This is a genomic window from Paenibacillus sp. J2R1T-4 (genome assembly GCF_059692235.1).
The window spans coordinates 31,301-50,276 of the sequence record NZ_JCAUBA010000025.1; the positions used below are offsets into that span (position 1 = coordinate 31,301).

General features: G+C 49.6%; 10 protein-coding genes. All 10 read left to right on the plus strand.

The features are described from left to right. Positions 1–29 precede the first annotated feature (29 nt). On the plus strand, positions 30–4,334 hold the full coding sequence (locus AC58QD_RS28730) for a glycerophosphodiester phosphodiesterase family protein (RefSeq protein WP_497338488.1): 4,305 nt from the start codon (positions 30–32) through the stop codon (positions 4,332–4,334). A 348-nt stretch (positions 4,335–4,682) separates the two neighbouring features. Next, positions 4,683–5,468: an HAD-IIA family hydrolase gene (locus AC58QD_RS28735; protein WP_497338530.1), complete on the plus strand. Its 786-nt coding sequence runs from the start codon at positions 4,683–4,685 to the stop codon at positions 5,466–5,468. A 68-nt stretch (positions 5,469–5,536) separates the two neighbouring features. Continuing rightward, a complete protein-coding gene (locus AC58QD_RS28740; protein WP_497338489.1) occupies positions 5,537–6,865 on the plus strand; it encodes an ABC transporter substrate-binding protein in 1,329 nt (442 codons plus the stop codon). Positions 6,866–7,016: 151 nt separating this feature from the next. Then, complete coding sequence (locus AC58QD_RS28745; RefSeq protein WP_497338531.1) at positions 7,017–7,859, plus strand: carbohydrate ABC transporter permease; 843 nt, start codon at positions 7,017–7,019, stop codon at positions 7,857–7,859. Between the two features lie 68 nt (positions 7,860–7,927). After that, entirely contained in the window at positions 7,928–8,725 is a 798-nt protein-coding gene (locus AC58QD_RS28750; RefSeq protein ID WP_497338490.1) for a carbohydrate ABC transporter permease, read from the plus strand. Positions 8,726–9,210: 485 nt separating this feature from the next. Continuing rightward, on the plus strand, positions 9,211–10,179 hold the full coding sequence (locus AC58QD_RS28755) for an AAA family ATPase (protein ID WP_497338491.1): 969 nt from the start codon (positions 9,211–9,213) through the stop codon (positions 10,177–10,179). Between the two features lie 3 nt (positions 10,180–10,182). Continuing rightward, positions 10,183–11,286, plus strand: a complete 1,104-nt coding sequence (locus tag AC58QD_RS28760) for a DUF58 domain-containing protein (protein WP_497338492.1) — start codon at positions 10,183–10,185, stop codon at positions 11,284–11,286. Continuing rightward, entirely contained in the window at positions 11,279–12,586 is a 1,308-nt protein-coding gene (locus AC58QD_RS28765) for a DUF4129 domain-containing protein (protein ID WP_497338493.1), read from the plus strand. The genes AC58QD_RS28760 and AC58QD_RS28765 overlap by 8 nt, the downstream gene beginning before the upstream one ends. 93 nt (positions 12,587–12,679) lie before the next feature. Next, entirely contained in the window at positions 12,680–13,504 is an 825-nt protein-coding gene (locus AC58QD_RS28770; protein WP_497338494.1) for a sugar phosphate isomerase/epimerase family protein, read from the plus strand. A gap of 213 nt (positions 13,505–13,717) precedes the next feature. Continuing rightward, positions 13,718–18,796 (plus strand): OmpL47-type beta-barrel domain-containing protein, encoded by a 5,079-nt coding sequence (locus tag AC58QD_RS28775; RefSeq protein ID WP_497338495.1) that lies wholly within the window; start codon positions 13,718–13,720, stop codon positions 18,794–18,796. The last annotated feature ends 180 nt before the right edge of the window (positions 18,797–18,976 follow it).

Genomic DNA, 18,976 nt, shown 5'->3' on the forward strand with positions numbered 1-18,976 from the left:
AAACCAATAACTTGGAGGGAATGAAGACTGTGAAAAAACGTTCAAAGGCTTTATTTGCTGTCATGGTCATAGTAACACTCGTAAGCGGACTGATTCCATTTACTGCGGTTCTGCCTCAAGCTCATGCCGAGGATGCAATAAGAAAGGCATTGGAAGTGAATAAGACGTTAACAGCGCCCATTATTGACGGAAAACTGGATGACTCCATCTGGACGATTGATCAGCCATTAAATGCTCGAATGGGGGAAGGAACCTTTAAGGACTCCAAGTTCGGATTGCTCTATGATAACAAGTACCTGTTTATCGGCGTGAAGTCGGATGATGATACGCTCATTCACAACGGTTCCGGATATTGGTTCGAGCAGGACAATATCAACATTTTTCTGGATCCAACGAAACACAGGTCTACTCCATTCGCTAATAACGATATGCAGTTGGGATTCGTTTATAAGCCGGGAACGACAACGCCGGAATTCCACTTCGGTGCGGCGCTCAACAATCACAGCGGCAAAGACGAGAAGAAGATTCTGCGAGCGCTCCAAACCACGAATACGGGTTGGACGTTGGAAGTGGCGGTTCCATGGGATATGTTGAACTTTGATCCTGTGTTGATAAAAGAGCTCGGTATTGAAATCGGAGTTACGGATCGATATGATGCGGATCCTACCAAGCAAAGATCGAGCTATTGGAGCGCATTCAACTCATCCTCTTTCTGGAACGATACTTCGGGTTATGGGAACCTTACCCTTACGGACAGCCATCCGGTTACAGGCAATGTGAATCCGGTGCTGCTGGAAGAAAATTTCGATAGCTACGCAACAGGACAAATTCCTTACGGCTGGATATCGGATGTCAACACCGGCAGCAATCCGTTCACCGTTGTGCAGGATACATACGGCAATGGAAGAATGCTGTTCGACGGGAAAGCTTCCGGTAAGCAGGCCAGAATTACGGCGCCTGTGCAAGGGGACAACTACGTAATTGAAGCGGATGTGAAATTCGAAAGCGTGCTGGACTCTGGAAGATGGGCTTCCCTCATGTTCAGAGGAGCCTCAAGCGGCAAGAATCCTTACAATCAAATGGCAATCCGACAAAGGGGTACCTATGAGGTTGCCTACCGCAAGCCGGATAACAGCTGGTCGGTCATGGCGACTGGTGAGTCTCAGCCGCTCACTATAAATTCGGATTATACGATGAAAGTCAGAGTATTCGATAACAATGTAAAGGAGTATATCAAAGCTAAAAGCGATCCGGTCTATAAACTGCTGCTAGACAAGAGCTTTACGGCCGACCTGCTGGAGAGAGGGAAGATCGGGTTCCAAGGCGATCAGAGTAAGGTGTCGTTCGATAACCTGAAAGTAACTCGAATAACGGCAGATCGGCTGGATCTGGCGATACCGAGCGCGATAGAAGCCCTGACCGGGCCGGTAAATGTAACAGGCAGCATATACTACTCCGACGGTGTTACCGAAGCGGTGTATGGCGACCGGATGAAGCTGTATTCTTCGGACGAGAGCATCATCAAGATCATGAACAATCAACTTTATCCGATCAAAGCAGGCCAAGCAACGGTGAAGACGATATTCTACAACGCGGAAGCATCGCAACAAATAACTGTAACGCCTTCCACGACAGGCGCTAAAGTGACTTCTTTGAAACACGATGATGGCTATGTGCTGGTTTCCGGTGAAACGTTGGATCTGAATACAGTCGACTTTAAAGCCGATTTCAGCGATTTTTCATCAGGCACGCTTAAGGGCGGTGAATTAACTTGGATCTCAAACAGCAGCGAAGTCACTTTTAGCAATGGAACGATGCATGTTCTACGAAAAGGTGTATTCCCAGTTACCGTTCAAAAGGACGGCAAATCCATCCCTATGCTTATAGTGGCCAAGAACTTGGCCGACCAGGAATATGTGCTGTATGAAGAAAACTTCGATACCGCCGCGGAGGGCGCACTGCCGCAGGGCTGGATGCGCAAGGAAGGGACTACGGCAAGTGCGGCCGTAGTCCAATCCGGGGCGTTCGAATTGAACGCTGGCGCTGCTCCGGACAATCCTTCCAGAGTGCTGCTTCCCGATTACTTAGGCATGTTCGGCAATTACAAGATTGAAGCGGATGTCACACATCTGGCAGCAAACGATGCGGCGAGATGGCATTCCATCATGTACCGGATTCAAAACAACGACTATCCATACTACCAGATGGCGGTCAGGAAAGACGCAACGGCGGTCAATGGCGTCGAATTCGCGGAGAGAACCCCGGCTAACGGATGGAACGTGATAGAAAAGGGCTCTTACACCGAAGTGATCGATGCAGGGAAGATGTATCATTATACGATCAAGACGATGGGGAACCGGGTCCAGCAATGGATCGGTGACAAACTGGTCGTTAATACGGATATGGCCGCGGCGTATGCGAAGGGGAGAATCGGGCTGCAGTCCAATGGCAGCAAGATGAAGGTAGACAATATCCGGATTACGCTGCAGCAGGATCCGTTGCCGCCAATGCCCCCGAAGCCGGAGGACTTATTTGTCAAAGTAACCGAGCCGGAAAGCAAAATCTCTATGGCCCCTTCCGTGGTGACCGAAATTAACAGCGCTGAGGCTTTAGCGGGTTTAATCGGGTCGACTATGCCTGCAACGGTCATTGTACATGTGAATGGGGAATTGAAGGTAACCGATTCGAAAGGTAATAAGGATATCGGCAGTCTGGATTCGGTGCTTGAAACGATTGGAACTAAGATGATTCCCGCTTTTTATGTAAAGGACGAGCAAACCGTTGACCAGCTAGTAGAGTCTTTGAAGAGCAAAGGGTTGGAGGATGCCTTTGTCATCTCGGACAATGGAGATCTTGTCAAGAGAGCGAGAAGTGCTTATCCGATGATCCGCGGAATCGTGGATTTCAGCGCTGAGAAGAACCTGTCTCAAGAAAATATGTTGGATATTCGCAGGAAAACGACAACTAGCCTGGCAAAGATTGCGCTTCTGCCTCAAAGCGCCGCGTCCAGAGAAAATGTGTCCTATCTGCAGCAGCGGGTGATAGTAGTATGGACCAAGGAAGAGGCCAAACAAAAGGAGAAGAGTGTTTCCATTCATAATCTGATTGCGGCCGGATCGAACGGCATCGTAACCGATTCCCCGAACGTGGCGTTCGATGCCTACAAGGTGTACAACAACGAGACGACCTTGGTAAGGAAGCCATACATTATCGGTCATAGGGGAATGCCGGCCGGAGGTACGATGGATGGCGCTCCGGAGAATACGATCGTAAGTAATCAACTGGCTCTGGAAGCCGGAGCCGATTTCATAGAAAATGATATATTCCTTTCCAAGGATGGACGTCTGGTCATCGTTCACGACTTTACGCTGGACGGAACCACGAATGGGACCGGTCTTGTGGAAAGCTACACGTATGATGAATTAAAGCTGTTAGACGCGAATCAAACGCATAAGAACAAATATCCGAGCTTGCCGATTCCGACTTTGGATGAACAAATTGAGCTAGCGAAGGAAAAAGGCAAAATGATTTATGCCGAAATCAAGACGAACACGCCTGCAGCGGTAGACGCCTTTGTGAAGCTGATCAAGGACAAAGGGGCCGAGGATATGATCAACCCAATGTCCTTCGATTCCAATCAGTTGAAGCGTTTGGCTGCTCTGATGCCGGAGATGCCGACAGGTTTACTTGCTGGCGGTTATGCCAATGAAGCGAATGTCAACAAATCGCTCAGGGATACGCTTAAGTTGGTTCAGAATATGAATGTCACGTATAATTCGAGCTACGGCGGCCTAGGCACAAACTTTATGGAGGCTGCGAAACACCGGGGGATCATCATATCGCCATGGACATTTAACAACAAGAATGACTTTATTAAGTTCTTTAAACTAGGCGCTTATGGAATCACAACGGATTTTGCACTGTGGGCTTCGGATTGGGCGGCTTCGATCAAGCCGGAGAAAGACAAGTACCAATTAGCTAAGGATGAGAGCCTTACCTTGTCGGCCATCGTCGAGAGCTATGCGGAAGGCAAAAAAGCAGCCGTTGCACCTGACATCGTACTGTTGGACGGGGAAGATGTTGTAGAAGTGAACGGAAGTACGGTTACGGGCAAGAAGACGGGAACGGCACACGCATTGTTCCGCTACACGACTACCATGGATGCGAACAACAAGTACGATATTTATACAAAGCCTGTAGTGCTGGAAGTAAGAGGTCAGGAACCAGGTAACCAAGATGGCAATAATCAAGATAACCAAAATGGAAACAACCAAAACGGTAACAACCCTGGCAAAAAACCGGCAGCTACGCCACCCGTGCTCAGTCCGCGGTAATCTTGAAGCGTTTTTTAAGCCAAGCGAATTTCATTAACTAAGCTGTTGAATCAAAAAGTCTGCTTGGGCGTAAGCCTGGGCAGACTTTTATATTGAAACTTCTAGTTTTCGCACCAAATGCATTGTCCTTACAAATTCTTCACATCGGCTTGATACCCCGTTAACATAAAGCTGATAAAGTAAGAAATGAGATAAACAAACCGAATATATAAAGGGTACGAGACCAGGAGAAAACCCTTTTATGCACCAGATGGAAGAGCCTAATTCAGGCACGCCGCTTCTGTTTGATGGGTAAAAGGGTTTTTTTGTTGTTTTCTCAAGAAGGGAGCTGCTCGAAGATTGCCGGATGTGATGGATTTTGATGGCTATTTTTTTGATTTGGATGGAACGATTTTGCTAGGAGAAAAGCTGCTTCCCGGTGTCTCAGAGACACTTGATTATTTGCGTGAGAAAGGGAAAAAAATACAGTTCCTTAGCAACACAACCACACGTACACGCGTGGAATGCAGGAATCGCCTGCAGAAGCTGGGACTCGAAGCCGGACTGGATGAAATCGTGACGGCGTCTTATACCGCGGCGGTCTATTTCAAGGAACGGGCAACAAATCCGGTAGTGTTAGTCGTCGGGGAACCGGCCATGATGGAAGAATTGGAAAAGAAAGGAGTGAAGCGAACATCAGACCCATACGCAGCGACGCATGTACTGGTCGGGATGGATCTGCATTTTGATTATCACAAGCTGCATCAAGCTTTGAAGGCCGTACGCAACGGGGCAGCCTTGATCGCGGCCAATCCTGACCCGTATTGCCCAGTGGAAGATGACATCCTTCCGGACACCTGGTCGATGGTGAAGGCGATTGAAACGGCAAGCGGCACGGTGACGCAAGCGGTCATCGGTAAGCCGTCGGAGTATTACGCCGCTAAGGTGCTGGAATGGACCGGCCTATCCAGTCATCAGTGCTTGATGGTAGGGGACCGGTTGGAGACGGACATTTTGTTCGGTTACAACAACGGCCTGCACACGGCTTTGGTCCTTACGGGAGTCGCAACGAAGCGTGATGCCGAGCGATTTCCAGTGCGGCCGAATTATATATGGTCGTCGCTAGACGAGCTTCTAGCTCTGACCGCCAAGTAATACAGTACGATTTTACCTAAGCCTGACACTGCCGCAATCATACCCCATATCCCAAAGGAGAGAATCCCATGCGTTCCATTGCCACGAAAATGACTTGTCTCGCTCTATGCTTCTCCATCATGCTGGGCTGCGCCAAAACCCAACCCGAGCAACAAGCAGCAGCACCTCAGACAGCTGCTCCAACTGCGGCCAAGGAAGAAAAAGTAGAGCTATCCTTCTATTATCCGATCGCAGTAGGCGGCCCTCTGACCGCTACGATCGAAGGGATGGCGCAAGAATTCACGAAGCAGAATCCGAACATTACCGTCAAGCCAGTTTACACAGGCAGCTACGCGGATACCGCGGTCAAGACGCAAGCGGGCGTGCAGGGCAAGAATCCTCCTGATGTTGCGGTCCTCCAAGCGACGGAATTGTTCAGTTTGCTCGACATGAATGCCATCATTCCACTCGACGAATTCATTGCCAAAGAAGGCGGGGACAAGTATTTGTCCGATTTTTACCCGGCGTTCATGGCGAACTCTCAGACCGGGGGCAAAACGTACAGCATTCCATTCCAACGCAGCACCATCGTGCTCTACTATAACAAGGATTTGTTCAAAGCAGCTGGACTTGACCCGAACAAAGCTCCGCAAACGTGGGATGAAATGAGGGAATACGCGAAAAAGCTGACCAAAGACGGCACTTGGGGCTTGGAAATCCCGGCTTCGGGCTTTGCCTACTGGATGATGCAAACCTTCGCCCTGCAAAACGGGAAAAACCTGATGACCGAGGACGGCAAGAAAGTCATGTACAATACCCCGGAGAATATCGAGGGACTTCAATACTGGAGCGATTTGGCCAAGAAGGAAAAAGTGATCCCGCAAGGCGTCACCGAATGGGGAACCGTGCCTTCGGACTTTTTGGAAGGCAAAACCGCAATGATGTACCATACGACGGGCAACCTGACTAACATCAAGAAGAATGCCAAATTCAACTTCGGCGTCAGCTTCCTTCCGAAGAACAAAAGCTTCGGAAGCCCGACCGGCGGCGGCAACTTCTACATCTTCAAGGACATCGACAAAAAGAAGCAGGATGCTGCCTGGAAATTCGTCAAGTTCATGACGGAAACCGAACGTGCCGCCCAATGGAGCATCGACACGGGCTATGTGGCGGTTAAGAAATCCGCCTATGAAACGGATACGATGAAAAAGTACGCAGCTGAATTCCCGGCCGCCCTTGTCGCGCGTGACCAGCTCCAGTATGCTGCAGCCGAGCTATCTACGCATAATAACGGCAAAGTTGTGAAAGCGTTGAGCGATCAAGTGCAAGCCGTCCTGACCGGCAGCTTGCCGCCAGCGGAGGCTCTGCAGAAAGCACAAGAAGAAGCGGACAAAGCATTGGCGCCATTTAACAAGTAATGGGGACACACGAGGGAGCAAGGCTGCGGCGATCGAGGTAAGGCCGGCCGCAGCCGGAGCTTCCTCTCTCAATCATCAACAATGCTGGGAGGTTCATGTTTTGGGGTTTCGAACATCAATTCATCGCTGGAAAACAAACGCTTTTGCCTGGATGCTGCTTCTCCCGTCGCTTATATTCTTGTTCCTGTTTACCTTTTACCCGATAGCCCAAACGATCCGTCTCAGTCTGTACCAAGCGGATTTGGCAACACCTGTGCCAGTATTCATAGGACTGGATAATTACATCAACTTGCTGGATGATGCAATCTTCTGGAAGGTGATGACCAACAATCTATGGTTTGCACTTGGCACGGTTCCTACTTCTATGGCGCTAGCTCTGCTGATGGCTACTTTCGCTAATAAAGCGCTGCGGGGGACCCATTTTCTGCGAACCGCATTTTTCTATCCGACGTTGATTCCGATGATTGCGGTTGCCAATGTGTGGCTGTTCATTTATACACCTCAATATGGACTGCTCAGCAGAGTGATGCAATCGGTCAGTCTTTCCGATGTCAATTGGCTCGGTTCTCCGCAGTATGTCATGTGGGCGATGATATTCATGATTGTTTGGAAGGAAGCTGGATATTTCATGATTTTTTACTTGGCAGGTTTGCAAAATATTTCTCCAGACTTTTATGAAGCGGCGCAAGTAGATGGCGTGGGGCGTTGGACGGTATTTCGCAAAATCACATTTCCGCTGTTGATGCCGACAACGCTGTTCGTTACCATTGTAGCGTTGACCAATTCTTTCAAGCTCGTCGATCATCTGGTCATTATGACTAAGGGCGGGCCGAACAATGCAAGCAATCTGCTTCTTTATTACATTTACGAGACGGCATTCAGCTTCTGGGATCAAGGAATAGCCTCCACCTTAACAACGGTTATGATCGCGGTGCTTCTGCTGTTCGCGGTATTGAATTTCTTCGGGTTGGATAAACGAATTCATTATCATTGATGCGCGCTCTAACAAGTTGAAATTGGCCCCTGAGCGGGAAGAAAGGCGATTATATGCGGAGTAAAACGATGAAAATAAGCCGATGGCTTCTATATATATTTGCGGCGATGTGGCTAGTGCCGCTTCTGTGGGTGACGGTTACCGCTTTCCGCCCAAGACAGATTGCGTTATCATCGTCGTTTTCCCTCGATTTCACCTTGGATAATTTCCAACGGGTCTGGGCTGCGGCCCCATTTGCTCAGTATTACGTCAATACGGTGATGATCGTCGTCTGCGTCTTCGCGGTTCAGATGTTGACGGCCACTATGGCAGCTTATGCCTTTGCAAGAGTGGAGTTTCGTGCGAAAAATTTGCTGTTCATGCTGTTTCTCGTGCAAATCATGGTGCCTGCTGACGTCTTGATCTTCCCTAACTATAACGTGCTCAAGGAATTGTCGCTGCTCGACACCAAGCTCGGCGTGATGCTCCCGTATTTCGCATCAGCCTTCGGTATCTTCCTCTTGCGGCAGATGTTCAAAACGATTCCGCCGGAGCTCGACGAAGCGGCTGTCATGGAGGGATACTCCAAATGGCAGATTTTATGGAAAATATATTTCCCGCTCTCCCGCCCGTCTTATATCGCTTTCGGCCTTGTGTCGGTTAGCTATCATTGGAATAATTTTTTGTGGCCGCTAATCGTCACCAATTCCGTGGAGAATCGCCCGCTTACGGTAGGACTCGCCATCTTCGCCCAATCATTCGAGATTGGGGCCCAGTGGACGGAGGTCAGTGCAGCGACGATACTCGTTATCGCTCCATTATTGGTTGGATTTCTGCTGTTTCAACGGCAATTTATCAATAGCTTTATTCATTCGGGAATTAAATAAGGAAATGCACAATCTTCCTGACATCCTTGCCATAATCCAGTTGCGGCTTTCCTGCTGCTGCTGGATTATGGCTGTTTAAGGAGGTACGGAAGTCACGACTACCTCAACTCAATCAAACTTATAACAAAAGGGGCTGCAACTTTGTGACGTTGTGACGTTGTAGCAACCTGCCCGGAATTCCAGAAATAGTACTGATAATTGAACCATGATTCGTATACGCTCTGGAAGGTGCCTTGCTCGTGAGGGTCTCCCCATCCAGCTACAACTTCGCTTCTTTTGGCACCCAGACCGTAATCAATCCTTTTAGCTTACCTGCCGCCGCATAAGTCTTAAATTCACTATCTATGGCCTTTGCAGCTATACTTCGTGTCTTTATAATAGACGAGAAGGAGCAGAGAAGGTTGCAAATCCATATTTGCCATACGCACCCAGCTCATCTATCATAGTAAGAAAAGCGCTTTCTATAAAGAGAGGATGGCCCATGTATGCATACAAGTGAAATCAAGCAACTAGCAGATCAAATTAAAGCGAATGTACAGAAGGTCGTTGTAGGAAAATCAGCCATTATTGATCATCTATTAGTAGCGTTAATATCTTCGGGGCATGTTCTGCTTGAAGACGTTCCGGGAACGGGAAAGACCTTGTTAGCAAAAGCTATGGCGGCCTCAGTTGGAGGCGTTTTCAAACGGATCCAGTTCACACCTGACTTGCTGCCGTCGGATCTTAGCGGCATTAACTTTTATAATCAGCAGGCTTCGCAATTCGAATTCCGTCCAGGGCCTGTGTTCTCCAACATCCTGCTGGCCGATGAGATCAACCGGGCGACACCGCGTACCCAATCGAGCCTGCTGGAATGTATGGAAGAGGCCCAAGTGAGTATCGACGGAGAGACGCGCAGGCTGACGCGTCCATTCATGGTTATCGCTACGCAGAATCCAATCGAGAACTCAGGGACGTTTCCGCTGCCGGAAGCCCAGTTGGATCGCTTCCTCATCAAAGTCAGCATGGGGTATCCGAGTGTGGAGGAAGGCAAGGCGATCATGAAGCGGTTCAAATCAGGCAATCCGCTCGAAGCGTTACAATCAGTAGCAACAGCAGATCAAGTGGCCCAAGCCCAAGACAGCTACTCGCAAGTCAGCGTGCATGAGGACTTGTATGATTATATGCTCGCCCTGATCGAACGCACGCGGAACCATCCCGATATCGTGATGGGAGTTAGTCCGCGCGGAAGTCAAGCTTTGCTGCGTGCCACGCAAGTGTATGCCATTCTTCAAGGCCGGGACTATGTCGTGCCCGACGATGTGAAGGCTATGGCGAAGCCGGTACTCGCGCATCGGTTAATCCTTCGTGCTTCTACTCGCAACAAAGCGAACAATCCGTCCGAAGCGATCCTTGATCACCTGCTTAGCGAGCTGACGGTTCCTGCTGAAGATCGTCTGCTAGCGCGGAGTTAAGGGATGTTAGCTGCGTGGATTGTGTTTATTGCCTTTGTCGTCATCTTCATACAAGGAAGAGTATTCGAGAGATTTGGCCTCCGCAAAGTATCTTACACACGCAACTTCAGTGAACGCGCCTGTTACGAAGGCGAAGAGGTGCAGCTAGTGGAGCGAATTTCCAACGTCAAGCCGTTGCCATTGCCATGGTTGCGATTGGAGTCGCTGATGGATGTGTCGCTTCGTTTTCCGAGTCAGGATAACTTCGATATTCAGACGGGAAGCTTAATGCAGAATCAGAAGAGCTTTTTCTCCCTGATGCCGTACACCAGCATTACGCGCAAGCATCGGATTCTATGCACGAAGCGGGGGGCTTACAACCTGAATAGTGTCTCGCTCACCTGCGGCGATGTATTCGGGATGGGCAAGAGCACCAAGACGTTGAAGCTGGACGTTCAGCTGCTGGTCTATCCGCGGCTTGTCCCGTTAGAGGACATTCCGCTTCCCTCGCACAGCTGGCAGGGGGATATAACCGTGCGGCGCTGGATTCTGGAGGATCCGTTCATTATTCAAGGAGCGCGGCAATATCGCTTCGGCGACCCCTTGAATGCGATCAACTGGAAAGCGACGGCTCGCAGCGGACAGATCCAAGTGCACCAACGTGACTTCACCTCGGATCACAGGCTCATGATCTATGTGAATTTTGAAGTAACGGAGCTAATGTGGAGTCAGGTGTCTGATCCAGAGCTTGTAGAGCAAGGACTTCGTTATGCGGCTACTTTGGCATCGGAATCAATCCACCGAGGCATTCCGACAGGCTTCGGCTGTAACAGCGGCACGATTGATGCACCCAAGGAATCAGTGCGTGTGGAGCCGGGAACCGGAGCCAGTCATCTGGAGCTACTGCTGGACACTATGGCTAAGGTCGTCGTTGACCGGACCATGGCGATTCAGACCTTTCTGGATCAAGATCTTGAGAACGGAGCCCGCAGGTTAGATATCGTGCTGTTCACAGCCTATGTCAGTGACGTGATGCAGGAACGAATCAAGCTGCTGGAGCAATCAGATAATGCAGTAAGCATCGTACCGTTGAAGCACGAGGAGGAAAGGGAGGTGCGGTATGGATAATACCTTACGTCTTCTTTTGATTAGCTGGGGTCGCGGGGTAGTAGAACTGCTTTTGTTCTTCCCTGTCCTTTTACTGCTGACTCCTTTAGCTGGAATGGCCGACATTTTCCCTTATTGGCTGTTAGCTTTAACATTGTTTATGCCGCTTGGGGCGCTGGCCAGGCTGCTTGTGCGCAGTGAGCTGCGTCTCATCCATCTCGTAATTGGGGCGATTGTAGTGGGTGCCATTTCTATCCTTGCTTTCGGCTATCAATATGCCGGCTGGGGTGCAATCCTGGCAGGCGGGGTGCTCTATTACCACGGCTTCGGAACCGTACGCGCTGGTTGGCATGTAAGATTTCCGGTCGGGCTCATGTGGATTGCTTTGTTTCTATTTTTACTCGCTGGATTGATTTTGCCCCGGATGGAACTATATGCATCTTATTCCTCCCTGTTGGGTTGGTTAGGTGTTCTAGCTGTTGCCGTCACATTCTTTATATCTAATAAAAGCAATCTGGAAGAAGAGACCCATTCCGGTGAACGGGAAGTCCGGCTGGCCCGTGGGGTCATAACGAAGAACAGAGTGCTCATTCTGATCGTTCTGGCTATCATTATCGGTATTGGTTTCATCGGTCCGATTATGCGCGCGTTTATCTGGTTAAAAGAGTTGTTGTTAAGCTCTATAAGCGCATTGTTTGCGTTAATGGATCGGGAAGATAGCGAACCTCCCAAAGAGCCTTTGCCGACACCAGGAGCTCAGGAGCAAATGCAGCTCCCAGCTGGCGGCGGACCTTCCGCTTTTATGGCCTTTATGGAGAAGGTGCTCTATTATTTCGCAATCGCACTTACGATAGCTATTGCGATAGTTGCGTTGTACTTTCTGTCACGCTTAATCTATCGGGTAGTGAAGGCCATTGTGATGCGATTATTGGCCAGAAGCCGTGAATCGGCGAAGGGTATCCAAGAGTATGAAGAAGAGAAGACAAGCTTGCTCGATTGGAAGGAACTCCGCCAGCAGTATGGGGATCGCCTCACCTCGCTTTTCTCCAGACGTGAGCGTGACCCTAGCTGGGAGTCGTTGGACGGCAGCGGCCGTGTTCGGTTGCTGTATCGATTGTTTGTTCGAAGGAACGTTAACGCCGGTCAGCCTTTTGATCCACACTTAACCCCTCGGGAAGTATTGGCGGGTCATAGCAAAGAAGGGCTCATGAGCAAGGAAGAGCGGGAACAGTTGGCGGATGCCTATAACACGGTCAGGTATGGAAACAAGCAGGTGGATGACGAGCTATCCAGCCGATTGAAACGCAATTCTGGGTTGTAAGCATAGAGATCCTATAGTACCCTAATAGGGATATAGGGTCTTTTTATTCCTTTACAAGCTCATTCGACAATCAAATCTTATGGAGGTGCTGGGGTGAAGCTGTCTTTTACTACATTAGGATGTCCGGAATGGAATTTGACCACAGTCGCTGAGAAAGCGGCGGAGTATGGATACGATGGGGTCGAGCTGCTGATTCGCGGCGGGATTCATATCGATACAGCTATGAGCGCAGCAGAGCGGAAGCAAGTGAGTGAGTTGTTCCGCTCCCGTAATCTGGAGATTCGCAGCTTATCCGGGTATACAAAATTCGCTTCGAGCGAGAAGGCGGAGCTAGAGCTGAATATTCAACAGCTTCGCTTGAATGCTGAGCTTGCCCATGATCTGGGAGCCTCGTATGTGCGCACATTTATTGGGGAGCCTTCAAGCGGTGTTGACAATGCTGAGGCGATTGCCCGGGCGGGAGAGAGCCTGGCCGTCGCTGTCGATTCGATTGCTCCGCTTGGGGTCGAAGTGATTATAGAGACTCACGACCATTTCTCGGCGGCCGAAGCCATTGAAGCTATTATCGGCAAAGCAGGCAATCCTGAAGGGCTTGCTGTGCTTTGGGACACCGTTCATACTCATCACATAGGAGAGAAGCCACGAGATGTATGCGAGCGGATAGGCTCACTCATTCGCCACGTGCATCTGAAGGATGCTGTTCCTGGAAAGCCAGGCGGGAAGCCGCATCAGTATGTGTTGACCGGCGAAGGCAACATGCCGATCCGCGAGAATGTTGAAGCGCTTCATGCGATCGGGTATGACGGTTATCTATCTCTGGAGTGGGAGAAAATGTGGTACCCGGATCTGGAAGAACCATCCATAGCGTTCCCGCACTATGTGAAGGTTATGCGTGAGCTGTTGGCTAAGCTGCGATAGAGCTCGCGGAAGTACAAGCTTGGCTGCAAACAGTGGGAGCTCTGTGAACAATTATTAATTCAAAAAGAGAGAACTTGTTTCTCTCTTTTTGCTTTTTTCATCAAATGAATCAAAAATAAGGTATGCTGCAAAAATCGTGACTTCCCCAAAATTGGGACTGTTGCTAATCTAGAGTTTGTATAACTCATTCTATTAATGAAGGGGGATTTCTTAATGAAATGGAAGCGCTTTAAAATGACAGCCTTGGGAGTTGTGTTGGCCGCCAGTCTAATTCCGCAAGCTGCAGGAGCACAAGACACAAGCACAGACCGTTTTTTGAATGCAGATCAGAACATTAATAGCGGAAGAGCATTTTCTGACAACCCGACAGGCGGCTCGCTTGGCTGGGGGGAGAGCTATTACCTGGACAGCTACAACACTATGTACGAGGCGACCGGAGACAAGCGCTGGCTTGACAAGGTAGTTGAACACACGGACAGAATGATAGGCAATGCTACTGATCACGATGGGGATGGGGCTCTGGGCTGGGCGGATCATCGTTATGCCCACACCCAATTGGACAATGACAGCTTTTTGTATGAAGGCGCGGAGAGTTCAGCTGTTGATACAGTCGTGAACGGCTCTTTCGAAACGGACGCAGATACCGATAATATCCCGGATGGATGGACACAGCTAGGGGCAACGGGCTCATCCTACCGATCTACAGCAGCAGGGGATGCTTTCCTGGGCCCCGCCGGCGTAGTTATTGAAAGCGACGGGAGCAATGAGAATAGGCTCGTCCAAAATATTATATACACTCCTAACACAACCTATTTGCTTGAAGCCTTCATGGGCGTGGAATCAGAGCTGACCCAAGGAACCGTCCAGGTGTATAACGCCTCCACGAACAGAGTGCTTGCAATACTGCGGGCACACCATGTCGGGTTTGAACGCTACACCATTTCGTTTAAAGCACCCGCCAGCGGTACTATTCAGCTGCGACTTGGACTGGAGAGCTACGATCAATCCGGATATAAGGCTCGGTTTGATGCAGTATCCATGAAGCCGTTGGACGAAGTAACGAACGGCCCATTGAATGCGCTTGCAAACGGCGGCATGGAGGAAGTGAACCCTGCCGATTCGACGCTGCCCGCCGATTGGAACAGATGGGCTGCTTCAAACTCAACCAATGTATATCGTAGTACAGATGCAGCCAGCGGATCCTATTCATTGGCTGTAACGACCGATAACACCTCTTGGGAAATTGGGGAGCAAGTATTTGATTATGTGCCTTCACGATCCTACACAATGACATTCAAGGGGAAGGTTTCAAGCTCAGTTTCTTATGGAAGAGCAGAAATTTACAACGTAACTGACGGTACAGTCATTAAAAATGCTACCTTTAACACCACATCGTGGTCTTCGCGAAGCTTGTCCTTCATGGCGCCTGCGACGGCTGGCAAGATCCTTAAGGTCCGATTGTACACGACCACTTGGAACACGCCTGGGTTCACCGCTTATTTTGACGAGTTGTTATTGCTGGAGGACTCTCCGCTCAAGAACGGCAGCATGGAAGCGCTGAATTCTGTTGATTCTACACTGCCTGCCAACTGGACCAGATGGGGGGCCTCGAATGCATCCAATATTTATATCAGCACGGATTCGGCCTCAGGCTCTAATTCCTTGGCAGTAACTACGGATAACACCTCCTGGGAGGTGGCGGAGCAGGTCATTGATTACGTGCCTTCGCAGATGTACACCCTGACGTTGAAAGGGAAGGTGTCCAGTACAGTCGCCTCTGGTGTTGTGCAAATTTATAATGCGACAGACGGTGCGACTGTTTTCTCGACTTCCTTCAATTCCACGTCATGGGTCCCAGGAGTACTGACCTTCACAGCTCCGGCAGTAACCGGCAAGACGCTTAAGGTCCGATTGTTACAGAACAATTGGAATCTGGTCGGGTTTACCAGCTACTTCGATGATCTGGAATTGTTCGCTTCTCCGCCAGTCACAGCTGCTATTGTGAATTTCAGCTTTGAGTCCGCCGCCAGTTCGGATGCGACTCTCCCGGCTGGCTGGACCAGAATGACCGGTACAACATCCGCCGACGCGTATTTGGTGACCGGCCTCAACAACAATTTTGCCGGGACCAGAGGGGTTGCGATTCAATCATCCGCTTCTGCGGTTAAAGGCTTGGAGCAGACCGTGTCATATGATCCGGGCACCTCCTATGTGCTGACCTATCAGGGACGCACTACACACCCGAGCTATCCGGGAGCTGTGGAGGTATTTAATGAGACAGACAATGTGGTATTAGCCTCGAGCAGCTATTCGAGCAACAAATGGTCGAAGCAATCTGTAGCTTTTACAGCGCCGACAGTAGAGGGAAAGACGCTCAAAATTCGCCTCTCTCAGCCTATTTCGTCCAGCGGTTCAATCGGTTATGTTGACGTTGTCGCCCTGAAGTCGCTGGATCACACCGAAGCGGCTGGATGGACAAGGAGCAGCACAACGACGCTTGAAGAGGCTCACCGAACAACCGATACTACAATTTTCAGCGATGAAGCAGGTCTTGAGCTCATATACAAGGACAGCACTGCACCAGTAATCTATCAGGAGCTATACAATTACAGACCGAATGTGGAGTACGGAATCTCCTTTAGCGGCAAAGTATCAGCCGGCGCAGCCGGACAAATTCGCATATACGACAAGACAGCAGCAGCCGTTCTTGGAAGCTGGAGCTTCACGAATTCGGATAAGCTAACCCTCCTAATAGGAGAATTCCAAACACCGGCAGCTAATCATGAACTGGTTGTCGAGGTATCGGTCTCATCCGCAACCGTGGGGGATACGGTCTGGGTCGATGAGATTGACGTTGGAGAGCAATGGGAGCACATGGTACATGAGGGTGTAATCTTGTCTCCAGTCCTTCAGTTCGTGAATATGGTCAATGCGGATCCTTCCCTGCATGCCGATTACTTGGCCAAGGCACAGACTTATCGTGATTTTGCAGCCACTAATTTTGTTCACAAATGGGATCCTTATTGGAAGCAAATTACCGGAACAGACGGTTCCAACAACGGGACGGGCGTTTACATATTCCCAGAGGGCTTCAGCACGGAATGGTTCCCGGGACGCAGTCTGCCGCACAATCAATATTTAGCTTTTGCCCGCATGCTCTACTTGCTTTATGACGCTACGGAGGGAGTACCTGCCTACGCTACGGAACGCCCCTTTTATTGGAGCCGGGCAAATGACATGGCGCGTACGTTCAAAAGCGGCGTAACCGCTCATCCGCTAAATGCGACGTTGGGAACAGATGCTTACTTGTGGGGCTATTGGGACGCCTTGGGTCCTTGGGACAACGGACATTATGCAAATTATACCAATGAAGACTTATCCCATGCCGGCATAACCATGTCGGGGGCAATGGAAGCCTATCATCATGGGCAAGTGTTTACGGCCGACGATATGGCGAAATTTACGAGAACCTTCACAGATGTCATGTGGAATCAGAGCTTTACGGATCCTGTTCTTTCCTACTACAATAACAGACAACCTTCCGTTACAGTCGATAAGACTAACACGGGTTCATTTAACTACTGGACTCATTTTGCAGAGATTGATCCGCTAGTCAGGGACATTGCGAATGCCGTATGCGAAGCGGATGGATGCGTGACGGTAATTGCTCCCGCTATTGCTAAATGGAATGCAAATAAAGTAGTGAATTCGGATTTCGAGCAAGCCGATCCGACAGACGCCACATTGCCGCAGCGCTGGACGAGGTTTCAATCCACTTCGGCTACGGCTGCCTTAACCAATACGGATCCCGGCATGAATCATTCCTCCTTGCTGATAACGACAAATGGAACGTCATGGCAGGTTGTGGAGCAGAAGCTGGAGGCATATGAGCCGAATACGCCTTATACCATCTCTTTCTTGGGTAAAAAATATGGGACGGCAGGCGGTCAAGTACAACTGTTCGATTATACAACCAGTACCGCATTAGGGCACCTGATCTTCACAGATACTGCCTGGACGCGCTATCAGTTCAATGTAACGACACCTGAAGCTGGCCATGATGTGAGGGTTCGTCTGTATACTTCCGCATTGACTCCTGCCGGCTCATCGGTTGGATTCGATGACGTGCATGCTTACCCGTCTCTGGCGGTCGGAGAGGTTGCGAATGCTGGTTTTGAGACAGCTGATAAATGGGATTCTACACTGCCCCGCTATTGGGTACGCGGTACGTCGACGACTCCTTCGAATGCAGTCATTGACAATACAGACAGATCAGCGGGAGTAAATTCTCTTAAGCTGGTCTCGACTGGCAGCGGCATCAATGAGGAGTTGTCCTATACTTGGAATGGCTTCAAACCTAATGCAACGTATACCGTCAGCTTCGCAGGTAAAGTGAACGGAAGTGCAGGCGGCCGAGTTAAGATCATCAATGCAACAACGAATGCAGTATTGGTCGATCAAGCCGTAACGGCGACTTCTTGGGAAACATCTGCTACAACCTTCTCAGCCCCGTCCGCCTACAATGATACACTGAAAGTGATACTGACCCACGACAACCCTTCAGCTGCAGGGACGATGTGGGTGGATGAGCTAAGTGCTACTTATGCGGTCTCTGATGTGGATGCACCTTTAACCGTATTACAATTAACTCCGAACGCTCAGGAAAGCAATAGTGGCTGGTATTCATCCAATCCGACGGTGTCCTTCATCGCTGTGGATCAAGGGACCGGAGTTCAGAGGACAGAGTACCGTGTGAACACCATGACTTCGCAGACTTACTCCATAACGGAGAACCGATTGAACAGTGGAGAATGGACCGTTTACTCCGCTCCGTTCACTCTAACGGATGGAGTTCATGAGATTGAGTACCGAAGCGTAGATCTGGCAAGCAATAAGGAACAAGTTCAGTCCAAAACGATAAAAGTAGATCAGGTTGCTCCGAGTGTTACGGTTTCCGTGTATTCCTCTGAGTTATGGCCGGCCAACCACCAAATGGTTCCAATCACGGTAACATTAAACGCAGAAGACGCTACCTCACAAATCGCATCCATTGTGTTGGATTCCATTACAAGCAGTGAACCTGCGAATGAAAAAGGAGACGGTAACACTTCTGTTGATATTGCCGGTGCAGAATACGGAACAAACGATACTACGTTTGAATTGAGGGCGGAGAGGTCCGGAAGAGGCGGAGACAGAGTCTATACGATCAATTACACCGTAACCGATACGGCAGGCAATAAGACCTCTGCTTATGCAACAGTCACAGTGCCGCACGATAGGTCCAAAAAGTAAATATAACTCAAGAGATTGGAGCCACCTTCCTGCACTCTAGCACGACTAACTGAACGAATAAGCCGATGACCGTTAGAAACTATTGCTTTGAAATGACCATCTCTCGTTTGAGGGATGGTCATTTTATCGACTTGTTGGCCAACCGCAACACATAACCTAAAAAAAACACAAGGCCAAACT